General features: G+C 61.6%; 18 protein-coding genes. 2 read left to right on the top strand and 16 right to left on the bottom strand.

What is annotated here, in order from left to right; genetic code table 11:
- Positions 1-9 precede the first annotated feature (9 nt).
- From G4923_RS19495 to thrS, 13 genes are all read right to left on the bottom strand, one after another.
- Complete coding sequence (locus tag G4923_RS19495) at positions 10-1,668, bottom strand: diguanylate cyclase domain-containing protein (RefSeq protein WP_163138045.1); 1,659 nt, start codon at positions 1,666-1,668, stop codon at positions 10-12.
- Entirely contained in the window at positions 1,665-2,147 is a 483-nt protein-coding gene (locus G4923_RS19490; RefSeq protein ID WP_163138044.1) for a putative pterin-binding protein, read from the bottom strand. Before G4923_RS19490 ends, G4923_RS19495 begins: the two co-directional genes overlap by 4 nt.
- 85 nt (positions 2,148-2,232) lie before the next feature.
- The gene (gene cobB, locus G4923_RS19485) at positions 2,233-3,006 is read right to left on the bottom strand and encodes a Sir2 family NAD+-dependent deacetylase (protein ID WP_106886735.1); all 774 of its coding nucleotides are present in this window, start codon (positions 3,004-3,006) and stop codon (positions 2,233-2,235) included.
- A gap of 72 nt (positions 3,007-3,078) precedes the next feature.
- The gene (locus G4923_RS19480; RefSeq protein ID WP_163138043.1) at positions 3,079-3,693 is read right to left on the bottom strand and encodes a GNAT family N-acetyltransferase; all 615 of its coding nucleotides are present in this window, start codon (positions 3,691-3,693) and stop codon (positions 3,079-3,081) included.
- Positions 3,694-3,696: 3 nt separating this feature from the next.
- Positions 3,697-4,947 (bottom strand): response regulator, encoded by a 1,251-nt coding sequence (locus G4923_RS19475; protein ID WP_163138042.1) that lies wholly within the window; start codon positions 4,945-4,947, stop codon positions 3,697-3,699.
- A gap of 1 nt (position 4,948) precedes the next feature.
- The gene (locus G4923_RS19470; RefSeq protein ID WP_163138058.1) at positions 4,949-8,872 is read right to left on the bottom strand and encodes an ATP-binding protein; all 3,924 of its coding nucleotides are present in this window, start codon (positions 8,870-8,872) and stop codon (positions 4,949-4,951) included.
- A 54-nt stretch (positions 8,873-8,926) separates the two neighbouring features.
- Positions 8,927-9,223, bottom strand: coding sequence for an integration host factor subunit alpha (gene ihfA, locus G4923_RS19465; protein WP_005300715.1), 297 nt, complete (start codon positions 9,221-9,223; stop codon positions 8,927-8,929).
- Positions 9,224-9,226: 3 nt separating this feature from the next.
- Positions 9,227-11,614: a phenylalanine--tRNA ligase subunit beta gene (gene pheT / locus G4923_RS19460; RefSeq protein WP_163138041.1), complete on the bottom strand. Its 2,388-nt coding sequence runs from the start codon at positions 11,612-11,614 to the stop codon at positions 9,227-9,229.
- 12 nt (positions 11,615-11,626) lie between these two features.
- A complete protein-coding gene (gene pheS / locus G4923_RS19455) occupies positions 11,627-12,610 on the bottom strand; it encodes a phenylalanine--tRNA ligase subunit alpha (RefSeq protein WP_106886730.1) in 984 nt (327 codons plus the stop codon).
- A gap of 323 nt (positions 12,611-12,933) precedes the next feature.
- Positions 12,934-13,290 carry a 50S ribosomal protein L20 gene (rplT, locus tag G4923_RS19450; protein WP_010674800.1) on the bottom strand — a complete coding sequence of 119 codons (357 nt, stop codon included), beginning with the start codon at positions 13,288-13,290 and terminating at the stop codon, positions 12,934-12,936.
- Between the two features lie 14 nt (positions 13,291-13,304).
- Entirely contained in the window at positions 13,305-13,502 is a 198-nt protein-coding gene (rpmI, locus tag G4923_RS19445; protein ID WP_005315535.1) for a 50S ribosomal protein L35, read from the bottom strand.
- An 85-nt stretch (positions 13,503-13,587) separates the two neighbouring features.
- Complete coding sequence (gene infC / locus G4923_RS19440; RefSeq protein WP_205597183.1) at positions 13,588-14,118, bottom strand: translation initiation factor IF-3; 531 nt, start codon at positions 14,116-14,118, stop codon at positions 13,588-13,590.
- A gap of 21 nt (positions 14,119-14,139) precedes the next feature.
- The gene (gene thrS, locus G4923_RS19435; RefSeq protein WP_043131783.1) at positions 14,140-16,068 is read right to left on the bottom strand and encodes a threonine--tRNA ligase; all 1,929 of its coding nucleotides are present in this window, start codon (positions 16,066-16,068) and stop codon (positions 14,140-14,142) included.
- Between the two features lie 374 nt (positions 16,069-16,442).
- Between thrS and G4923_RS19430 the strand changes: the two genes are divergently transcribed.
- Entirely contained in the window at positions 16,443-16,658 is a 216-nt protein-coding gene (locus G4923_RS19430; protein ID WP_139743859.1) for a hypothetical protein, read from the top strand.
- Between the two features lie 4 nt (positions 16,659-16,662).
- On the opposite strand, the gene G4923_RS19425 is transcribed toward G4923_RS19430, so the two are convergent.
- Positions 16,663-17,253, bottom strand: a complete 591-nt coding sequence (locus tag G4923_RS19425; protein WP_163138040.1) for a tetratricopeptide repeat protein — start codon at positions 17,251-17,253, stop codon at positions 16,663-16,665.
- A 175-nt stretch (positions 17,254-17,428) separates the two neighbouring features.
- Here G4923_RS19425 and G4923_RS19420 point away from each other — a divergent pair, with 175 nt between their 5' ends.
- Positions 17,429-18,484, top strand: coding sequence for a PA0069 family radical SAM protein (locus G4923_RS19420; RefSeq protein WP_106886728.1), 1,056 nt, complete (start codon positions 17,429-17,431; stop codon positions 18,482-18,484).
- A 19-nt stretch (positions 18,485-18,503) separates the two neighbouring features.
- On the opposite strand, the gene G4923_RS19415 is transcribed toward G4923_RS19420, so the two are convergent.
- Positions 18,504-18,677, bottom strand: a complete 174-nt coding sequence (locus tag G4923_RS19415; RefSeq protein WP_163138039.1) for a hypothetical protein — start codon at positions 18,675-18,677, stop codon at positions 18,504-18,506.
- Positions 18,678-18,965: 288 nt separating this feature from the next.
- Positions 18,966-21,764 carry a DNA topoisomerase (ATP-hydrolyzing) subunit A gene (gene gyrA / locus G4923_RS19410; RefSeq protein WP_163138038.1) on the bottom strand — a complete coding sequence of 933 codons (2,799 nt, stop codon included), beginning with the start codon at positions 21,762-21,764 and terminating at the stop codon, positions 18,966-18,968.
- Between the last annotated feature and the right edge of the window lie 65 nt (positions 21,765-21,829).

Below are 21,829 nucleotides of genomic sequence, written 5' to 3'. Positions count from 1 at the left end.
ACTACCAGGTCAACGGGGCTCCCCCTGTCTTCTTATCTCCCCTTCCTGCTCATCTGCCGGAGGGCCCAGCCGCAGCAGCCCCAGTTGCTGCGCCAGGGGCTGCAGCAAGGCATCGTGATCCGAGGGATCGGGCAACCAGTAGCGCACCGGCCAGCCTGCTCGCAAGAGTACTGGGACCCGACTGCCCAGCTCACGCAATGCCAGCACGCAGCCGCGCTGGCTCAGTTTCTCCAACAGCAATGCATCCTCTGTCAGGGTCGGCAGCGCCAGGATCAGCGTCCGCTCTCCCAGGGGCGGCAGATAGGCCAGCACATGGGCCAGCTGGGACTGCTGATGGAGCACCAAGAGCAGCGGCAGCCGCTGTTCGGCGTCCGTCAGCAGCCGCGCCACCACAGGGCCCAGGATACCGCGCTCCTGCATCCAGTCCATGTCGCACACCTGCTGCCCCACCCGCCAGCGCAGGCTGATGCCCAGCACCTGCTGCCCCCGCTCGTCCTCCAGGGTCTCTGAGATGGTCTCCAGCGGCGAGGGCGCCGCCCCGGCCAGCCACTCCCGCAACTGGTGCAGCTGGCGCTGGCCCATGCTCAGGGAGGCCTTCATCGCCGGCTGGTACCAGATCAGGGTCGCGTTGTCCCGCTTGGCCTGGTTCAGCGCCAATATGGCCTGCTCCAGCAACTGATCCGCATCCTCTCCCTCAATGGCCCTGGCCACCCCGAAGCGGCAGGCCAGATCGAAGCTGCTCTCCCGGGTCACGAACTCGAACTGCAGCAGGCTCACCATGGCCTCCATCTCGGCTTCGAGGCCGGGCTGCTCGCCGGCCAGGACCACGGCAAATTCATCTCCCCCCAGCCGGTAGGCCCGACCTGGATAGGCTTGCCGCAGCCTTGCGGCCACCGCCTGCAGCAGGCGATCCCCGACCTGGTAGCCGAGCAGATCATTGACCTGCTTGAACCGCTTCAGATCCAGCACCACCAGGGCCTGGACACGGCCACGCTGCAGGGATTGCCTGAGCTGGCCCTGCAAGGCTCGGCGATTGCCGAGTCGGGTCATGGGGTCGAGCAGGGAGAGACGGCGATTCTGCAGATTGGTGCGGATCAGGGCAAACACCAGCATGCCCCCCATCACCAGCAGGATCAGTTGCCAGATCTGGATCCAGAACAGGCTCTGGCGCAGCTGATTGAGCGAGGCTTCCCGCTCCTGTCCAGAGAGGATTTGATCCCCTATCTGCTCCACCTGGCGGGTCAGCTCGGCAATCCGGGCCTGGGAACGATCGAGGGCCTCCCCCTCCTGCAGCGCACCAGCCTGTATCTGGGGCTCGAGCGCCTTGATCTCGTCAAACAACCCGGCCAGCACAGTCCCCAGGCCATGGCGGGCGCGGGCATCTGCGGTCTCGCTGCTGATCAGGAACACATCCAGTCGATTCCACAGCAGATCGTAATCCAGGCTCAGGGCTTCCATCTCGAGGCCCCCCGCCCGATAGAGGCGCAAGCCATAGAGGAAGCGCTGTGACTCCAGCATGACCTGGCTGATGTTCCAGTGGGTGTTGCGATAGAAGATATCGACCAGCTGCTCATGCCGACTCTGCAGCAGCAGCCCCCAGACGGAGGAGAACAGAAACAGCAGAGAGATGGCCGCCAGCAGCAGGTTATGACGGTGGCGACGAGTCACGGGATGACCTCGATGCGCACCAACTGCCACACCATGAAGCTGTGAATGGGGGAGACATCGAACTCAGGGTATTCAGAGAAGGGCATCAGCAGCCAGACGGGTCCCTTGTTGCGACGGGTCAGCGGCTTGTCATCCTGATAGCGCACCAGGGTCAGCGGCACCTGGGCAAACGGGGAGAGGTCGAACTGCTGCTGATAGCCATTGAGGCCAGTCACCCTGACATTAGTGACATCCTTGAGCCCCTGCGCCGCCAGCATCGCCTTCAGGGTCGGGCCACGATAACGATGAGCCCCGGCGGTCCAGGGAGTCTCGGTCTCGAACTCGGTCTGTGGCAAGGCGGCCAGCGCCGCCTCATCCAGGGGGATCTCCCGCTTGTCTGGCAGGATCAAGTGCAACAGTGGTGAAGAAGCGGTTGCCTGAGTGCCGAACGCCGTCAGCACCAGCAGAAGAAACGCGATTCCATGCTTGAAAATGTCCATATCCCTTGCGCCAGCTGCATCTTCTATTTTACGGGTCAGTTTGGCGGCTTCATTGAGTCAATGCAACTATGTTGTTACTCAATAGTTATGGCCCACGCATCTCCATCCAGTTATGACCGTCGATCTGCTTGGGCTGATGCACCCCGCAGCTTTGCAGCAATTCGTCCACGAAGGCGGGCACCAGCAAGGAGGCCGGGCCATAGCGCTTCTCGTCAAACTGGCTACCCACTTCGCTTGGCTCCAGGTTGAGTTCGACTGTGTGCGCACCATTGAGGCCCGCCTCATGGACGAACCCCGCCGCGGGATAGACGGCCCCCGAGGTACCTATGGAGATGAAGAGATCGCATTGCGCCAGGGCCGAGTAGATGCGATCCAGTCCGAGGGGCATCTCGCCAAACCAGACCACATGAGGCCGCAACGGCTGCGGCAACTGGCAGCAGGAGCAGAGCTCGTGCTGGTGGAGATCCCCGCGCCACTCGATCACCTGTCCCGAGCCCGGGCAGCGCGCCTTGAGCAGCTCGCCGTGCATGTGGATGAGGTGTTTGCTGCCTGCACTTTCGTGCAGGTTGTCGATGTTCTGGGTGACCAGGGTCACTCGCCCCGGCAACAAGCGCTCGAGGCGCGCCAGGGCATAGTGGGCAGGATTGGGGTGGATCTCGGCGCGTTGCAACTGATGGCGCCGCGCGTTGTAAAAGCGCTGAACCAGTTCGGGATCCCGGGCGTAGCCCTCCGGAGTGGCCACGTCTTCCACCCTGTGCTCCTCCCACAGACCGTCGCAGGCCCTGAAGGTCTTGATACCGGATTCGGCCGAGATGCCGGCACCTGTGAGGATCACGATATGTTTGGCTGACTGCACCATGGTTGACTTCCTCCAACGGATCACAGGCTGACCTTAGCACAGCCGGCTGGCCCGGCACATTCGCCCTTGGTCTTAGGAATGCCGGGGCACCAGGGTGCCCAGTATGCTCAAGTCCAGCCTGACAAAGACCATCTCCCGCCCCGTCACCAGGGTCAGCGGCAACCCCAGCCCCTTCAGCAGGGCCAGCATGGGACGATTCTGGCCGAGCACCTCGGCGGTCCACTCGCGGATCCCCTCCCCGTGCGCCAGCAATGCCAGCGCCAGCAGGATGCGGCGCCCGGCCCCCCTATGCTGAAAATGATCCGCGACTATGCAGGAGAACTCCGCCCTGTCCGGGTGCAGACGCCGCCGGATGGACTGAGCCATGGCCAGCGGTGCCCCTTGTTCGTCGGTGAGCAGCAGCCCTATCTGGGGCGCTCTGGGGTAGTCGAGAAAGAAGGCGAGCTGATCGGCGGTGGCAGGCTGCTTGGCGCGCATGAAGCGCAGGTAGACACTCTGCTCGCTCAGCGCCTCGTAGGCCGCCTTCAGCCGCTCGGGATCGGATCCTGCCAGCTCCTGCAGTCGGCAGGGAATGCCGCCCACCTCCATCATCAGGGGCAGAGAGGCCCGCGAGCCGGGGTGTACCCAGCCCGCCAGTGCCCGTTGCAGACGCGCCTCGTCGGGAGGCCAGCAAAGGTAGCGCGGCACGGGCTACCAGCGCCCCGCCATGCCGAGCTCCTGCCACTGGGCGGGATCCTGCAGGTTGAAGGGATCGTCGAGATAGAGGGCCATGCCGAGCTCGCGAGCACGCTGGATGAAGCGGGCGAGCAAAGAGTCGGCGGCCATGGCCTCCAGCTCCGGCAGCAGATGCTGCCCCAGCAGCAGGCTCTGGATCGGCAGCCGCTCCAGCTGATCGAAAGGCAGGTGCTGGGCATTGTCCAACAGCAGAGCCAGCCTGGCCCCGGCAAGACTCGCCTGCAGCACCAGGGCGAAGCGATCCGCCTGGTTCAGCAAGTTGTCCCGCCGATGGATGACCAGGGTCAGCTCGCTCGCCTGCCTGCCATGCTGCTCCAGCCATGCCTTGAGGGGCTCCCAGTGAGGGGGCAGGCTGCTCACGGCCAGCCAGATTGGCAGGGGGCTGGATGCCGCATCCGCCTGCAGGCCAAGCTGACCCCGCGCCCCTCCCTGCCAGCTGCGAATGGTGCGTTTCAGGCCACCCAGCCTGCGCTGGCGCTGCGGCCCCAGGTAGAGCGCCTTGAGCAGGCGCAACAGATCGTCGCTCTGCAGCGGCTTGGCCAGGGCAGCCAGCACGTTGAAGCCGGCGTCGTGCAGCAGGCGTCTGGCGCCGTCGATCAGGGTCTGATCGTGGGCGGACAGCAGTATGATGGGCAGGCCGCTGTGACGGTACTGGGGATGGCTCATCAGGAGACTGATGGCATCCTGTTCCGCCAGGCTGAGATCGCAGATCAGCAGCCCCACGCCCCCCTCTTCCAGCGCCTGCAGGCAGCCGTCGCCATCCTGCACCCAGTGGCAGGGAAGTCCCAGCATCTGGATCTCCTGCTGGATGCAGGCTCCCTGGAAGGGGTGATCCTCGAGCAACAGGATCTGGAGCCGGGCTAGCCAGTCCCGCCACCCCTGCTCCCGCGCCTGCAACCCCTCAAGCCAGGGATCCGTCAGGCGGTAGATCCCCACCCCCGGGGTCTGCAGATGGGGCAGATAGTCGGCCCCCCCGTGGGAGGCGGGATCGAACAGGGCGATGGCCCCGGCGGCGAACAATCCCTCCCACTGCCAGCTCGCGTCCGGCCGGGTACGGTGCAGGCTGGCATAGGCCGGCAGGCCCGCCTCCTTTGCCGCCTGATGGGAGACGGCGTCCAGGGCATAGACGCTGACGGGGTGAAATACGGGCTCCTGGCTGACATCTGACTCCAGCAAGGCCAACAACTCTTCATCTGTGATGATCATCTCATGCTCTCTCGCCCAGTTGCCAGCAGACGTCTTCCACGGCCTGCTGCAATTCTTCCACCAAGGGGTGCCCAGGGTCGCGCTGCCAGCGCTCGATCACCTGTACCAGGGCGGCGGCCCCCACCATTTTGGCGGCCCCCTTCATCTTGTGTAAAGCCGTATTGAGGGCACCTTCATTCCCTGCCGTGACGCACCCCTCAATGTCGGCCAGATCCTGACGAGCCGACACCAGATAGAGGTTGATGAGCGCCGGGTTGAGCAGTGTCGTCATGGGGCTGGCCTTGACCGAAGTCTCCACCAGGGGCGCACTGCTGCGACCGGAGACGGTGCGCAGCAAGATGGCCAGCTCCTTCAGCAGGACGGGCTTGTCCAAATGGCCCTGGCAGCCGCAGTCGGCCAGACGCTGGGCCGCCTGCTCGCTGAGATCGGCGGTGATCACATAGACGGGCAACTGCTGCCAGCGCGCCGAGGCCCGCAACTGCTTGCAGAGCTCGGCACCGTCCATCACCGGCATCTGCAGGTCGGTCAGCACCAGATCGACAGATTCCCGCCCCAGGATCTCGAGGGCCAGGCGGCCATTGGCGGCGCTCAGCACCCGGGCGCCCAGCTGACTCAGCTGCATGCTGATCAGCACCCGGTTCACCTCGTGATCTTCCACCAGGAGGACCCGCATGCCGGCCCCCGGCAGATCCGCGACCTCCCCGCTCCCCTGAACCAGCCTGGGTTGCAGCAGGCTCACCACGGCGCCCGGGATCCAGGGCTCCCCCTGCCAGGACCAGGCACGCAGTCCCTGTTCATCCTGGGTGGCGGAAAGGCCGGGCGCCGTCGCCTCCTCGGTCACGCCAAACTCGGCGAGCCAGGCCCGCACGTACGCCAGCTCCTCGGGGGGAAGCTGCAGGGAAATCTGTTTGAACCTTGGCTGCCAGGGCGCCTTCTCCTGCGTCTCTTTGAGGGGCCATGCGCAGATGAAGCGGCTGCCGCCAGTGGCCACCGGCTCGACCCGGATCTCCCCTCCCATCTGCTCCATCAGCTGGCGACAGATGGCCAGCCCCAAGCCGGTACCCTGGGCCCTGAGCTGACCCAGCTCCTCCCCTTGCTCGAAGGGCTGGAACAGCCGAGGCAGCAGCTCGGCACTGATGCCGGGCCCCTGATCGTCCACCCCGCACCAGACCCAGTCCCCATGCCGGCGGGCCCAGAGCACCACCTCGCCCTGCTCGCTGAACTTGATGGCGTTGGAGAGCAGGTTGTGCAGCACCTGCTGCACCCTGTGGGGATCGAGCGCCATCAGGGCAGGCAGTGCCGGATCCAGGTTGAGGCGCATCTGCAGGTGTTTGGAGCGCGCCTTGGACCAGTGCACCGCCGCCACATGCTCGCACAGCTCCACCAGATCGGTCGGCTGCAGGGTGAGCCGCAGCTGGCGGTTCTCGTTGCGGCTGAAATCGAGCACGTCGTTGAGCAGCCCGAGCAACTCGTTGCCCGCCTGCCTGACGTGCGCCAGCACCGAGGTCTGCTCCGCGGAGAGTTCGGTCTGATCCAGCCACTCCAGCAACCCCAGGATGGCGTTCATGGGGGTGCGGATCTCGTGGCTCACGGCGGCGAGGAAGCGCCCCTTGGCGAGCACGGCCTGCTGGGCCTGCTCGTGGGAGAGTTGCAGGGAGTGCTCCTGCTCGACCCGGTTGGTCACATCCTGCACCACTCCAAAGACGCGCCACCCCTCCCCCTGACGGCGCCCCCTGCCGGAGAACTGCAGCCAGCGCGAGCCCTTGGTCGGATGCTGGTAGCGCAGCAGATGGGAGAAGGGGCGCCCGGCCTGCAACATGGTCAGCATGGGGGCACGCATCTCCCGCCTGTCCTGGTGCGAGATGCGGGTGAGGGTCTCGTTGGGATTGAGGCGGATCTGCTGGCTCGCCAGCCCCAGCAGCTCATGGCTGCCGCGGCTGACGAACTCCACCCGGGTGATGGTGCCGCCTTGCAGGGTAAACTGCAGCACTACCCCGGGCACCGTATTGGTGAGGGCCCGCAAGCGTCGCTCCGCCTGGCGCAGCAAGCGGGTGCGCTCACGCAGGGCGCTGATGTCTGACAGGGCGATGAGATCCCCGGCCGGGGCCTGGGGCCCCAGGCGCAGCGGGATCTGGGCATAGGAGTAGACCTGATCCCGCAGGGCTATCTCCCCCTCAGCCCCTTGCAGCTGCGGGGACGGCAGCACGAGATCGGTGGCGTAGCGTGCCTCCATCCGTTTGGCACGCTTGTTGCGCTTGATCACCTCCCCCTTGTCATTGCGCAAGAACACGGGCACGGGCAGCGACTGGAACAGGGACTCCCTGAACTTGCTCTCCAGCGCCAGCGCCTGCTCCGCCTTCTGGCGCTCACGCGCCTCCTGGGCCAGCTGCTGGCGGGAGCGCCAGATTGACCAGATCACCCCCGCGCTGATCAGGAGTGCCAGCAAAATGGAGCCAAGCCAGAAGCCGTAACTGACCCCCTCTTGCTGGTTCAGGACGAGGCGTCGCCAACGCTGGACCAGTTCGCTCACCTGGCGATCGTTGATTGTCGTCAGGCTCTGCTCCAGCACCCCGGCGAGCCTTGGCTGATCCCGCCTGATGGCAAAGCCGAGGCCAAACACCTCAGGCAGCTCGGTGATGCTCAGCTCGCTCAGCTGGTTGTTGCGCAGCGGATATTGCAGTTGATAGAGCTCGGCCAGCATGGCATCGGCCTCACCGCTCTGCACCGCCGCCAGCCCTTGCAGCAGGTTGTCGGTCACCCCCCAGTCGTGTGGCCCGAACCGGGCCAGCAGGCTGGGGTCGTAGAGCATACGGGGCACGACCACCTTGCCCTTGACCTCGGCAAGGGCGTGATAAGCCCCCCCCTTGCGGCTGACCAGGGCATAGCGACTGGTTGCCACCGCACGGGTGAACTCGAACTCCTCGTGCAGTGCCGGCGACTCCAGCAGACCGGCCATCATGGCGGCCTCCCCGCTGCGCAGCCTGGCCAGCGCCTCCTCCTTGCTGGCAACGGGGATCAGTTCGAAATTCAGCCCTGTCTGGCGGCTCACCTCCCGCAGCACATCGCCGCTCCAGCCGATGAGCTCACCCTGCTGGTTGACGCCGCTGTAGGGCATGAAGCCGGGATCCGCCACCAGCTTGATGGTGCGCGCGCTGCCGACCAGCCAGGCCTGCTCCTTGTCGGTGAAGTGCAAGGGGTTGATGTCCTGCTCGCTCTGGGGCAGATAGCGCCCCAGATCCCGATAGAGGCTGCCCGGCGGCAGGAAGCGGATCGCCGTGTCTATCAGCTCCTGCAACTGCGGCTTGTCGTCCATCATCAACCGGTAGCTGATCACCAGATCGTCGCTGCGCATCCGCCGCAGGCGAAGCCCCTCGTCCGGGAATTCCCGCATCAGGTAACGCAGTTGCAGATAGTCACCGAGGTAGGCGCTGCCCCTGCCCGCCACCAGGGCCCCGTACCAGTTTTCCGCATCGGTCAGGAGCAGCTGGGACGAGTGGGGATAGAGCCGCTGCAGGGTCTCCTCTGCCTGCCAGATGGGCGAGACCAGGAAGGTCGCCTGCTCGAGCTCCCCCCGATAGAGGATGGCGGACTCCGCCTCCAGCATGGCACGGCTCAAGGCCGTGCCGGGCATGGTCTCCCGGGTTGGGCCCACATGGGGGATGAGATCGCACTGCCCGCGCTGCAAACCCTGCAGGGTCGCCGCCCAGTTGGGCAGTTTTTCGAAACGCAGCGGCACCGGCAGTTGCAGGGCCAGTCGTTTCATCTGATCGATGAGCAGGCCCCCCTGCGCTTCCAGATAGGGCGGACGCTGCAGGGCCGGGTAGCAGAAAGTCAGCCCGGTGAGCGTATCGGCATAGGCCTGGGTCTCGGCTGACAGGGGAAGCGTGGCGGCACGCAGCGGCAAGGCCAGCAGCGCACCAAACAGGAAGAGGGTCTTTATCATCGAAACGCAAAAGCCAGGCGGTTGCCTGGCTTTTCTTTACTCATTGGGTTCAACATTTTCTACCCTGGCCTTGAGCTTCTGGCCAGGCCGGAAGGTCACCACGCGACGGGCGCTGATGGGAATATCCTCGCCCGTCTTGGGGTTACGTCCGGGACGCTGGTTCTTCTCACGAAGATCAAAGTTACCGAAGCCTGAAATCTTGACTTGTTCACCGCGCTCGAGCGCCTGTCTGATTTCCTCAAAGAAGGCTTCCACCATGTCTTTGGCTTCACGCTTGCTCATCCCGAGCTGGGTGAACAGGTGCTCTGCAATGTCGGCTTTGGTAAGCGCCATAGATCAATCCCTCAAGGATGCATTCAACTCTTCACCAAGGGCCCGCACGACATTGTCTACGGTCTCGGCAATCTCTTTCTCCTCCAGGGTGCGCTGGGTGTCTTGCAACACTAGACTGATGGCCAGGCTCTTCTTGTCCTCTGCCATACCAGCACCCTGGTATACGTCGAACAAGTTTATTCCAACTAACTGATTTCCGCCAACTTTTTTAATTACTGCCAGGACATCACCGGCCAGAACCGCAACGTCGACCACCACGGCGATGTCACGGCGATTGGCCGGGAAGCGGGAAACTTCGGCTGCAACCGGCACCTTGGCAGGGGTCAGCTTGTCCAGTTCCAGCTCGAACATCACGGCACGGCTCTTGAGACCCAGCTTCTTCTCGAGGCTCGGGTGGATCACGCCAATGTGGCCGATGACGGCGCCATTGCGCAGTATGGCGGCACTCTGACCAGGATGCAGGGCGCTGTGCTCGGTGCGCTCGAAGCTGAAAGTAGCCCCTTCGGCGGTGAGATCCAGCACTGCTTCCAGATCCCCTTTCAAATCAAAGAAGTCGCTGCCACGGCTCTTGACGTCCCAGTGCTCGTCGCTCTGGTTGCCGGTGATGATGCCGGCCAGCATGGGCTCCTGACGGATGCCGTTCTCGGCGCTCGCGTCCTTGATGAAACGCAGGCCCTGCTCGAACAGACGCACACGGCCCTGCTGGCGGTTCTGGTTGTAGACCACCGCCTGCACCAGACCCGGGAAGAGCGACACGCGCATGGCGGACATCTCGACCGAGATGGGGTTCGGCAGCACTATGGCATCGCTCTGGGGGAACAGGGTCTGCTGGGCCTTGGGATCCACGAAGCTGTAGGTGATCGCTTCCTGGAAACCGCGGTCGACCAGCAGGTCACGCACCCGCTTCAGGGTCACCTGCCCTTCTGCCTGCTCAACCATCGCCAGAGAAGCGGCGGGTTTCAGGTTCGGGATCTTGTTGTAGCCGTAGATACGGGCCACTTCCTCGATGAGGTCTTCCTCGATGGCGATGTCGAAACGCCAGGAGGGGGCCAGTGCGGTCCAACCGTCGGCATCCACAGTCACCTGCATGCCGAGGCGAGTCAGGATCTCGAGCACCTGGGCGTCGGCCACGCTGATGCCGATCACCTTGTCGAGCTTGGCACGGCGCAGTTTGATGGGAGCAGCCTTGGGCAGATGGGCATCGGATTTGACTTCGATGACCGGACCCGCTTCACCGCCGCAGATATCCAGCAGCAGGCGGGTGGCTCTGTCCATCACCTTGGCTTGCAGCTCGGGATCGACCCCGCGCTCGAAGCGGTGGGAAGAGTCGGTGTGCAGACCGTAGGCACGGGCCCGGCCAGTGATGGAGAGCGGCGCGAAGAAGGCGCACTCCAGCAGGATATCGGTGGTGGTCTCGGACACACCGGTGCGATCGCCGCCGAAGATGCCGGCCATGCAGGCAGGGCCTTGTGTATCGGCAATCACCAGGGTGTTGTCTTTGAGCTTCACCTCGGTACCGTCCAGCAGGGTCATGGGCTCATCGCTCTTGGCGCGGCGCACCACCAGTTCCCCTTCCAGCTTGGCCAGATCGAAGGCGTGCATCGGCTGACCGTATTCCAGCAGCAGGAAGTTGGTGATGTCGACGATGGCGTCGATGGAGCGAATGCCGCCACGGCGCAGCTTCTCTTGCATCCAGAGCGGGCTCTGCGCTTGCAGGTTCAGCCCTTTGATGACACGGCCCAGATAACGGGGGCAATCGGCTGGCGCCTCCACCCGGATCGGGAAGGTCGCGTCTATGGTAGCGACAGCAGGGGTCCAGCTCGGCTCGACCACGTCCACGCTGTTGAGCACGCCAATCTCGCGGGCAAGCCCTGCGATACCCAGGCAATCGGCACGGTTCGGAGTCAGATCCACGTCGATGGCGACGTCGTTCAGATTGAGGTAGTCGCGAATGTCGGTGCCGATGGGGGCATCAAGTGGCAGCTCTATGATGCCGTCCGCTTCCACCTCGATACCCAGCTCGCTGAAGGAGCAGAGCATGCCGTGAGACGGCTGGCCACGCAGCTTGGCTTTCTTGATGGTGAAATCACCCGGCAGGGTCGCCCCCACCTTGGCCACGCAGACTTTCAGGCCGGTGCGGCAGTTCGGCGCGCCGCAGACGATGTCCAGCAGATCGCTTTCGCCCACGTTGACCTTGGTCACCCGCAGCTTGTCGGCGTCCGGATGCTGGGCACACTCGACCACTTCACCCACCACCACATTGTTGAACTGGCCAGCCACCGCTTCCACGGCGTCCACTTCCAGGCCGGCCATGGTGATCTGCTCGGCCAGTGCGTTGTCACTCAACTCGGTGCGGACCCACTCCATCACCCAGGATTTACTGAATTTCATGTTCTCTCGCCCTTACTTGAACTGCTTGAGGAAGCGCAGATCGTTTTCGAAGAAGGCACGCAGGTCATTGACCCCGTAGCGCAGCATGGTCAGGCGCTCAACGCCCATGCCGAAGGCAAAACCGGAGTATTTTTCCGGATCTATGCCGACCGAACGCAGCACGTTCGGGTGCACCATGCCGCAGCCCAGCACTTCCAGCCACTTGCCGTTCTTGCCCATGACGTCCACTTCGGCGCTCGGCTCGGTGAACGGGAAGTAGGAAGGACGGAAGCGAATGGTTAAGTCTTCCTCGAAGTAGTTGCGCAGGAAGTCGTGCAGTATGCCCTTCAGCTCGGTAAAGCTGGCATGCTCGTCCACCAGCAGACCTTCGACCTGATGGAACATCGGGGTGTGGGTCATGTCGTAGTCGTTACGATAGACGCGGCCCGGCGCAATAATGCGAATTGGCGGCTGTTGCTGCTGCATGGTGCGGATCTGCACACCTGAGGTGTGGGTACGCAGCATCAGATCGGGATTGAAGTAGAAGGTATCGTGATCGGTACGCGCCGGGTGATGAGCCGGAATGTTCAGCGCATCGAAGTTGTGGAAGCCATCTTCAATCTCGGGACCGCGCTCTACCTTGAAACCCATCTCGCCAAACAGGCGCTCGATGCGTTCAATGGTGCGGGTCACCGGGTGCAGGCCACCGTTCTCGATGCGACGACCCGGCAGGCTGATGTCGATGGTCTCGGCGGCCAGCTTCTGGTTCAGCACGGCAACTTCGAGGGCTTCACGACGCGCGTTTAAGGCATCCTGAACCAGCTGCTTGGCCTGGTTGATCACGGCGCCTGCGGCGGGACGCTCCTCAGGCGAAAGGGCGCCAAGGCCCTTCATCTGCTCGGTGAAAAAGCCCTTTTTACCCAGATATTTGACCCGGATTTCGTCGAGGGCGGCGATGTCGCTTACGCCCTCAATTTCGGCCTTGGCCTGGCCGACTACTTCTTCAAGCTGTTGCATGTCTTCCTCGTCACCACTCCCGATACAGGAGCCTTTAGGCTAAATAAGGTCAAGAGGGGAATAATACAAAAAAAGCCCCTTGGCTGACCATAGTTATGGTGGGCTTTTCTCCCTATAAATCATTTTGTTATATCAAGCGAGTCTCAAGCTCTACCCTGCCCGCTTCAATTTTTGATGATCGACCTTGGTTTGTTGGCATATCAGACATTTTCGCATCAGCCACCAAGACGGATGGCACTGTACGGCACAACACACTGAAAGCAAAAAACGGGCAACAAAAAAGGAGGCCTGAGCCTCCTTTTATCTTTCATAACAGAACCGGATTAAACCAGAGCTGCTTTGGCCTTTTCAACCAGGGCGGTGAAAGCCAGCTTGTCGTGAACGGCGATATCGGACAGGATCTTGCGATCGATCTCGATAGAAGCCTTTTTCAGACCGTCGATCAGACGGCTGTAGGACAGACCGTTCTGACGGGCTGCAGCGTTGATACGCGCAATCCACAGCTGACGGAACTGACGCTTCTTCTGGCGACGGTCACGGTAGGCATACTGACCAGCTTTGGTTACCGCTTGTACCGCTACGCGGTAGACACGGGAACGGGCGCCGTAGTAACCCTTGGCGGCTTTCATTACTTTCTTGTGACGAGCGCGAGCAGTCACACCACGTTTAACTCTTGGCATTTTTCACATCCCCCTTATGCGTACGGCAGACAAGCGACAACACGTTTGTGGTCGGCAGCAGAAACCATGAACTTCGGCCCCAGCTTACGCTTACGCTTACTGCTCTTCTTGGTCAGGATGTGACGCAGGTGGTTATGCTTGCACTTGAAGCGACCTGAGCCAGTCTTCTTGAAGCGCTTTGCAGCACCCCGGTTGGTTTTCATCTTCGGCATTTCATACTCCGCATTGTGAGTGACAACAAAATCGCAAGGCGAACCGACTCATGGGGCGAACCCATGAGTCAATTTCTTGTGGGCCTTAAGATTTCTTCTTGGGTGCGAGGACCATCACAGCTTGACGGCCTTCGACTTTCGGGAACGACTCGACTACGGCCAACTCTTCCAGATCGTTCTTGACTCGCTCCAGAACCTTGATACCAAGATCCTGGTGGGCCATTTCACGACCACGGAAGCGCAGGGTGACCTTAGCCTTATCCCCGTCTTCCAGAAAGCGAACCAGGTTGCGTAGTTTTACCTGATAGTCGCCTTCGTCAGTGCCAGGACGGAATTTGATTTCCTTTACCTGGACGACTTTCTGCTTTTTCTTCTGTTCTTTGGTGGTCTTGCTCTTTTCGTAGAGGAATTTGCCGTAATCCATGATTCGGCAAACGGGCGGCTCAGCGTTAGGACTGATCTCGACCAGATCCACTCCGGCTTCAAGGGCCAAGTTCAGTGCATCCTGAATGGTAGTGATGCCAATGGCCTCACCGTCCAAACCAGTCAGACGAACTTCTTTCAGACGGATCTCTTCATTGATCCGGTGAGCGCGGGCTTGCGGTTGCTTGCCCAGTTTTTTTCCGCCTTTTATAGCTTATTCCTCCACTTTCTTTTGTCCGCGGGTCTGAACTTCCTGGGTTAACAGAGCTATCAGCTCTTCAACAGGATAAGAACCCAGGTCAGCCCCTTTACGAGTCCGTACTGCAATCTTGCCGGCTTCTACTTCTTTATCGCCGCAGACCAGCATGAAAGGCACTCGCTTCAAAGTATGCTCGCGGATTTTAAAGCCAATCTTCTCATTTCTCAAGTCCGCTTTTGCGCGAAGGCCCGCATCATTCAATGCCTTGGCAACTTTCACCGCATAATCGGCCTGATTATCCGTGATATTCATGACCACGGCCTGAGTCGGTGCCAGCCAGGTCGGGAACAGTCCGGCGTACTCTTCGGTCAGGATACCGATGAAACGCTCGAGGGACCCGAGAATGGCCCGGTGGATCATCACGGGTACGTGACGTTCGTTGTCTTCGCCCACATAAGTGGCGCCAAGACGGCCCGGCAAGGCAAAATCGAGCTGCACGGTACCACACTGCCACGCACGATCAAGACAATCGTGCAGGGTGAATTCGATCTTGGGACCGTAGAAAGCCCCCTCCCCCGGCTGCAGATCGTACTTCAGACCGTTTAGCACCAGGGCTTCAGCCAGGGCGGCTTCCGCGCGATCCCAGGCTTCATCTGAACCGATGCGCTGCTCCGGACGGGTGGAGAGCTTGACCACGATGTTTTCGAAGCCAAAGGTGCCGTAGACGTCATAGACCATGCGAATACAGGCCGAGACCTCTTCCATGATCTGATCTTCGGTACAGAAGATGTGCGCGTCATCCTGGGTGAAGCCACGCACCCGCATCAGACCATGCAGGGAGCCAGAGGGCTCGTTGCGGTGGCAGGAGCCGAACTCGGCCATGCGCAGCGGCAGATCCCGGTAGGACTTCAGACCCTGGTTGAAGATCTGCACGTGACCCGGGCAGTTCATCGGCTTGATGGCGTACTCGCGGTTCTCGGACTGGGTGGTGAACATGGCCTGGGCATATTTTTCCCAGTGGCCGGAGCGCTCCCACAGCACGCGATCCATCATGAAGGGGCCTTTCACCTCCTGATAGTCGTACTCCTTGAGCTTGCCGCGAATGAAGGTTTCCAGCTCACGGAAGATGGTCCAGCCATCGTTGTGCCAGAACACCATGCCGGGAGCCTCTTCCTGCATGTGGTACAGGTCGAGCTGCTTGCCGATCTTGCGGTGGTCGCGCTTGGCGGCCTCCTCGAGACGCTGCAGGTAGGCCTTGAGCTGCTTCTTGTCGGCCCAGGCGGTGCCGTAGATGCGCTGCAGCATCTTGTTGTTGGAGTCGCCGCGCCAGTAGGCGCCGGACATCTTCTGCAGCTTGAAATGGTGGCAGTGACGCATGTTCGGCACGTGGGGGCCGCGACACATGTCGACGTACTCTTCGTGATGATAGAGACCGGGCTGGTCATCGCGGGCGATGTTCTGATCCAGGATCTCGACCTTGTAGGTCTCGCCGCGGGCCTCGAACACGTCGCGCGCCTCCTGCCAGGAGACCTTCTTCTTGACGACGTCGTAATCCTTGGCAGCCAGCGCCAGCATGCGCTCTTCCAGGGCAGCCAGATCTTCATCGGTCAGGGTGCGGTCGAGATCAACGTCGTAGTAAAAACCGTTGTCGATCACAGGACCTATGGCCATCTTGGTCTGGGGCCAGAGTTGCTTGATGGCATGACCCAGCAGGTGGGCACAGGAGTGGCGCAGAATGTCCAGACCGTCTTCGTCTTTGGCGGTGATGATGGCCAGGGAGGCATCGGCTTCGATCAGCTCGCACGCATCCACCAGTTCACCGTTCACCCGGCCGGCAATGCACGCCTTGGCGAGACCGGGACCTATGTCGGCGGCGACGTCCATGACGGAAACGGCGTGGGGAAATTGACGTTGGCTGCCGTCAGGCAGAGTAATGATTGGCATTAGGTGTTTCCTTATACAGTGGTGCCCCCTACCAAAGGGCACATGCAGGTTGGAGAAAACCTTTCATTTCAAGCAGTTCACTCCTGAGTTTCACCGTTCACAATACGGTTGGTACACAACAGTGGTACACACCCTCTTGGGTGTGCAAGGCCATCAATTGACAGGTACAGCGGAGGATTGTATCAGACGTCACGACTCAGACAAGTTGCCTTGCCGATTTTGTATACCATGGAAGGGGAAAGCGAGGTGCGCCGTCATCAGTTAATTTGCCTGGTGTCACAGAGGCAATCGGTGCAGCGCACATGCGATGCGGGTCCCGTGGCGCCCTCTCTGTGCTAGGGTTCCAGTGAGGCGTCTGCCTGAGCAAGGAGAGCATGATGTACACCTATGAGATTTCGTTTCCGGAGCATGCGGAGAAGATTGTCCACCCGGACCACCTGCTGACGACACACTGCCCCGTCCATCTCGGGGAGCTGGTGATCCTGAGCGATGGCAGCAAGCGAGAGGTATGCAGCATAGTGCACAGCGCCGATCGCAGTACCCTCTATGTCACCGACGTGACACCGGGCAAGATCACCGCCAGCCGCTGAGGGGCTAACCCTCCCCCAGCAGTGACTGGCCATTGAAATCGAAGGCGCTGCGACCCTCTTCGGCCAGCGCCAGCTCCTGCAATACCGTCAACGCCAGCTTGTTGCCCTTTTGCGAGGCCTGATAGAGCCACTGCTTGGCCTCGGCCATGTCGACCCGGCCGTTGGCCCCCATCAGATGCAGCACCCCCACCTTGAGCATGGCGGGCACATCCCCGTTGCGGGCCGCTCGCTCCATCCAGTGAAAGGCGATACGCAGATCCCGTGGCACACCGACCCCACGCAGATAGAGCTCCGCCAACCGGTACTGGCCAAACGCATCCCCCGCCTCGGCGGACTGACGATAGAGTCGGATGGCTTGCGCCAGATCCTGCTCGCTCCCCTGCCCCAGCTCATGGCTCCACCCCATCAGCGCCTGCGCCCTGGGTTGACCCTGTTCGGCCAGCGGCTGCCAGATGCCGGTCGCCTGCTCGAAGTGACCTACCCGCCAGGCGCGGTTGGCCGCTGCCAGCTCCTGCTCGGTGGAGAGCGGGAGCAGACGCCAGGCGACCAGGGCAATGACGCCGATAAACAGCCAGCGGTAAGTGGTGGGGCTCATGACAATTTCCGTGATCCAGTTCGCATTTTGTCTATGTAAACGAAATGTAGCGACAGATCAAGCAAGAGATCCCGTTCTTTGGCCGAGTCAAATAAGGGAAGACTGGCCGGACTTGATGTTTGGCACTATCCCGAGCAGAATAACTGTATATATAAACAGTGCATGGTGTGATGAGATGGCAGGACGAGGCAGCACCCACAATATCAAACACCGTTTCAGCGGCCCGCAGATCGATGCCGTCGACGATGGCTGGCAGGCCGTGGAATGGGAGGCGGCATTTCGTGCGTCCCAGCCCAGAACCGAGGTGCGGGAAATCCATGCCAAGAGCATCATCAGCCACAACCTCTCGCCGGATGTCCCCTTCGGCCGCTCCATCAATCCCTATCAGGGGTGCGAGCACGGCTGCATCTACTGCTATGCCAGACCCAGCCACGCCTACCTGGAGCTCTCCCCCGGCCTGGATTTCGAGACCCGGCTGTTCGCCAAGCTCAATGCCGCCGCGCTGCTGCGGCGGGAGTTTGCCAAGCCCAGTTATCAACCGCAGACCATAGTGCTCGGGGCCAATACCGATCCCTACCAGCCCATAGAGCACCACTATCGCCTCACCCGCGAGCTGCTGGAGGTGATGCTGGCCCATCGCCACCCGGTGGGGATCATCACCAAGAGCGCCATGATATTGCGCGATCTCGATCTGCTGGCCGAGCTGGCCCGGGAGGGACTCTGTCAGGTGATGGTGTCGGTCACCACCCTGAACGAGACGCTGAGGCGACAGCTGGAGCCCCGCGCCAGCACGGGCGCAGGTCGGCTCAAGGTCATCGAGAAGCTGGCCCAGGCCGGGATACCTGTGGGGGTGCTGGCGGCCCCCATGATCCCCAGGCTCAACGAGCCCGAGCTGGAGCAGATCATCAAGGGCGCCGTGGAGGCGGGCGCCGGCTGCGCCGACTACATATTGCTGCGACTGCCCCACGAGCTGACCACCTTGTTTTGCGACTGGCTTGAGGAACACTACCCCGGTCAAAAGGAAGCCATCCTGAACCAATTGCGGGCAAGCCGGGGCGGCAACCTCAACAGCCCCGCCTTCGGTACCCGCATGCGCGGAGAGGGGCAATTCGCCGACTTGCTCGCCCAGCGCTTTCGCCTCATCAGCAAGCGCCTTGGTTTGGGCAAACGCCACGTGCAGCTCAATGTGGAGCGCTTCTTGCGCCCCAACGAGCAGTTGCGTCTGTTCTGATGGCTGCGGCTATCTCTGATCAGCTTCTGGGCCTGGGCGGATAAGGGCGCACCGGCTTGCCCTGTGCTATCAGCTCGGCGGGCAGGCGCGATGGCTCATAAGCGACTTCCTCCTGCTCGCTGTGCGCCAATGCCTTGGCATCCTCTCCCCACATCCGGCTCCACCAGATCTCCCACATGATCCAACTGGTCATACCCTGCTCCTTCTGGATGATATTGCCAACGTCGGGCTCGGGCATGGTCATGCCCCCACCTGAACAGCCGCAGTCTGTCCCGATGGGATGACAGCCAGATGACGCAGGGATGAAGGATTGAGTATGAGAATGAACTGGCGCCCAGACTTGGGCAGAGTGGCGCCCTCACGTCGATGTGGCTCGGAAGAATTCGGGTGGATCGCCACGGCGGGAGCGAACGGCGACAAGGGCAGGACAAATAAAAAGAGCGACCCAAGGGTCGCTCTTTTTTATCGAGGCAGGTAACGATTATTCGTCGTCAGCCACACCCTCTTCGCTGGAGCCAGCATCGTCGGCAGCACCGGCGTCTGGCGCAGTTTCTGCCCCTTCCACCTGCTCGCCGTCGATGGCCATGCCCTCAGTGACCAGAGCGTCGTTTTCTTCCTCGTCGCTCTCGGCGATGCGCTGCAGGCCGACCACTGTCTCGTCTTCACCGGTACGGATCAGACGGACACCGCCGGTGTTACGGCCAATGACGCTCACCTCGGCAACGCGAGTACGGACCAGGGTGCCGCCGTTGGTGATCAGCATGATCTGGTCGGTATCTTCGACCTGGATCGCATCGATCACCTTGCCGTTGCGCTCGTCCACCTTGATGGAGCGAACGCCCTGGGTACCACGGCTCTTGGTCGGGTACTCTTCGAGTGCAGTACGCTTGCCGTAACCGTTCTCGGTGGCGGTGAGGATGGCACCGACCCCACGCGGAACGATAAGGGAAACCACCTTGTCACCGGCGGCCAGCTTGATGCCACGGACACCGGCGGCGGTACGACCCATGGGACGTACGCCCTTGAAGGTACCCTTGCTTTCGGTGCCTTCAGTGCCTTCGCCGTTGTCGCTGCCATCATCGTCGTTGCCGGCGTCGTCGTCGGTCTCGACTTCATCGCTGGCATCTGCATCGGCTACATCGGCGCGACCGCTGCCTTCAGCGAAGCGAACCACCTTGCCCGCGTCGGAGAACAGCATGATCTCGTTGCTGCCGTCGGTGATGTCCACCCCGATCAGCTCATCACCCTCTTTGAGGTTGATGGCGCGAATACCGGAGGAGAGCGGACGGCTGAAGTCAGACAGGCTGGTCTTCTTCACGGTACCGTTGGCGGTGGCGAAGAAGACGTACTTGTCGGCATCATATTCCTTCACCGGCAGTATGGCGGTGATGCGCTCACCCTCTTCCAGCGGCAGCAGGTTGATGATGGGACGACCACGAGCGCCACGGGACGCTTCCGGCAGCTGATAGACCTTGAGCCAGTAGACCTTGCCACGGGTGGAGAAGCACAGAATGGTGTCGTGGGTGTTGGCCACCAGCAGACGCTCCACAAAGTCCTCTTCCTTGATCCGGGTGGCCGACTTGCCACGACCACCGCGGCGCTGGGCCTCGTAGTCGGAGAGCGGCTGATACTTCACATAGCCCTGGTGAGACAGGGTGACGACCACGTCTTCCGGGGTGATCAGATCTTCGATGTTGATCTCGGCACTGGACATGCTGATCTCGGTGCGACGCTCGTCGCCATACTGCTCGCGCACGGCCAGCAGCTCATCGCGGATCACTTCCATCAGGCGTTCCGGGCTTGCCAGGATGAACAGCAGCTCGGCGATGAGATCCAGCAGAGATTGGTACTCTTCCAGGATCTTCTCGTGCTCAAGGCCGGTCAGCTTGTGCAGACGCAGGTCAAGGATGGCCTGGGCCTGGATCTCGGTCAGGAAGTACTGCCCTTCACGGATACCGAATTCCGGCTCCAGCCACTCCGGCCGCGCCGCGTCGTCGCCCGCTTTTTCCAGCATGGCGGCCACGTTGCCGAGTTCCCAGCCCTTGGCAACCAGGCCCGCTTTCGCATCCGCCGGGGTCGCACTGTGGCGGATCAGCTCTATGATGGGGTCTATGTTGGCCAGCGCCACCGCCAGACCTTCCAGGATGTGCGCCCGATCCCGCGCCTTGCGCAGTTCGAACACGGTCCGGCGGGTCACTACCTCACGGCGGTGCAGCAGGAAGGCATCCAGGATCTCTTTAAGGTTCATCACCTTGGGCTGGTTGTTATCGAGCGCCACCATGTTGATGCCGAACGTGGTCTGCATCTGGGTGTGCTTGTAGAGATTGTTCAGCACAATCTCGCCGGACTCGCCGCGTTTGATCTCGATAACGATGCGCATGCCGTCTTTGTCAGACTCATCGCGCAGGGCACTGATGCCCTCGACCTTCTTCTCTTTGACCAGCTCGGCGATCTTCTCGATCAGCCGCGCCTTGTTCACCTGATAGGGGAGCTCGTGAACGATGATGGTCTCGCGACTCGTCTTCTCGTCCACTTCCACCTCGGCCTTGGCCCGCACATAGACGGAGCCGCGACCAGTGCGGTAGGCCTGTATGATGCCGGAACGCCCGTTGATGATGCCGCCGGTGGGGAAATCGGGCCCGGTGACATAGGTCATCAGCTCGTCAATGGTGAGGGCGCCATTCTCGATCAACGCCAGACAGCCGTTGACTATCTCGGTGAGGTTATGAGGAGGAATGTTGGTCGCCATGCCCACCGCGATACCGGAGGAGCCGTTGATCAACAGGGTGGGTACCTTGGTGGGCATGACAGCCGGGATCATCTCGGTGCCGTCGTAGTTCGGCACCCAGTCCACTGTCTCTTTGTCCAGATCGGCCAGCAACTCGTGGGAGATGCGCGCCATCCGCACTTCGGTGTAACGCATGGCCGCAGCATTGTCGCCATCGACCGAGCCGAAGTTGCCCTGACCATCGACCAGCATGTAACGCATGGAGAAATCCTGCGCCATCCGGACAATGGTGTCATACACGGCGCTGTCGCCGTGCGGGTGATATTTACCGATTACGTCACCGACCACACGGGCCGATTTCTTATAGGGCTTGTTCCAGTCGTTCCCCAACTCGTTCATAGCAAACAGAACGCGGCGGTGAACCGGTTTCAAGCCATCACGCACATCCGGCAGAGCTCGTCCTACGATCACGCTCATGGCGTAATCCAGATAGGAACTCTTGAGCTCTTCTTCGATGTTGACCGGCGTGATCTCTCTGGCCAGATCGCTCATAGAAAGCCTTAATCCCTAATTAGTTGTTCTTTGGCTTAAACAGCGCGACATGGTAACACACTGAG

This window comes from Aeromonas rivipollensis (assembly GCF_010974825.1).
Lineage (GTDB): Bacteria > Pseudomonadota > Gammaproteobacteria > Enterobacterales > Aeromonadaceae > Aeromonas > Aeromonas rivipollensis.
The sequence above is the reverse complement of the archived record's forward strand: the minus strand, read 5'-3'. Positions and strand labels throughout refer to the sequence as shown.

What these genes read in the sequence shown, in the direction of transcription:
- G4923_RS19490 (WP_163138044.1), bottom strand. Translation starts at nt 2,147, where the DNA reads ATGGACATTTTCAAGCATGGAATCGCGTTTCTTCTGCTGGTGCTGACG.
- cobB (WP_106886735.1), bottom strand. Translation starts at nt 3,006, where the DNA reads ATGGTGCAGTCAGCCAAACATATCGTGATCCTCACAGGTGCCGGCATC.
- G4923_RS19475 (WP_163138042.1), bottom strand. Translation starts at nt 4,947, where the DNA reads ATGATCATCACAGATGAAGAGTTGTTGGCCTTGCTGGAGTCAGATGTC.
- ihfA (WP_005300715.1), bottom strand. Translation starts at nt 9,223, where the DNA reads ATGGCGCTTACCAAAGCCGACATTGCAGAGCACCTGTTCACCCAGCTC.
- pheT (WP_163138041.1), bottom strand. Translation starts at nt 11,614, where the DNA reads ATGAAATTCAGTAAATCCTGGGTGATGGAGTGGGTCCGCACCGAGTTG.
- pheS (WP_106886730.1), bottom strand. Translation starts at nt 12,610, where the DNA reads ATGCAACAGCTTGAAGAAGTAGTCGGCCAGGCCAAGGCCGAAATTGAG.
- rplT (WP_010674800.1), bottom strand. Translation starts at nt 13,290, where the DNA reads ATGCCAAGAGTTAAACGTGGTGTGACTGCTCGCGCTCGTCACAAGAAA.
- rpmI (WP_005315535.1), bottom strand. Translation starts at nt 13,502, where the DNA reads ATGCCGAAGATGAAAACCAACCGGGGTGCTGCAAAGCGCTTCAAGAAG.
- thrS (WP_043131783.1), bottom strand. Translation starts at nt 16,068, where the DNA reads ATGCCAATCATTACTCTGCCTGACGGCAGCCAACGTCAATTTCCCCAC.
- G4923_RS19430 (WP_139743859.1), top strand. Translation starts at nt 16,443, where the DNA reads ATGATGTACACCTATGAGATTTCGTTTCCGGAGCATGCGGAGAAGATT.
- G4923_RS19425 (WP_163138040.1), bottom strand. Translation starts at nt 17,253, where the DNA reads ATGAGCCCCACCACTTACCGCTGGCTGTTTATCGGCGTCATTGCCCTG.
- G4923_RS19420 (WP_106886728.1), top strand. Translation starts at nt 17,429, where the DNA reads ATGGCAGGACGAGGCAGCACCCACAATATCAAACACCGTTTCAGCGGC.
- G4923_RS19415 (WP_163138039.1), bottom strand. Translation starts at nt 18,677, where the DNA reads ATGACCAGTTGGATCATGTGGGAGATCTGGTGGAGCCGGATGTGGGGA.
- gyrA (WP_163138038.1), bottom strand. Translation starts at nt 21,764, where the DNA reads ATGAGCGATCTGGCCAGAGAGATCACGCCGGTCAACATCGAAGAAGAG.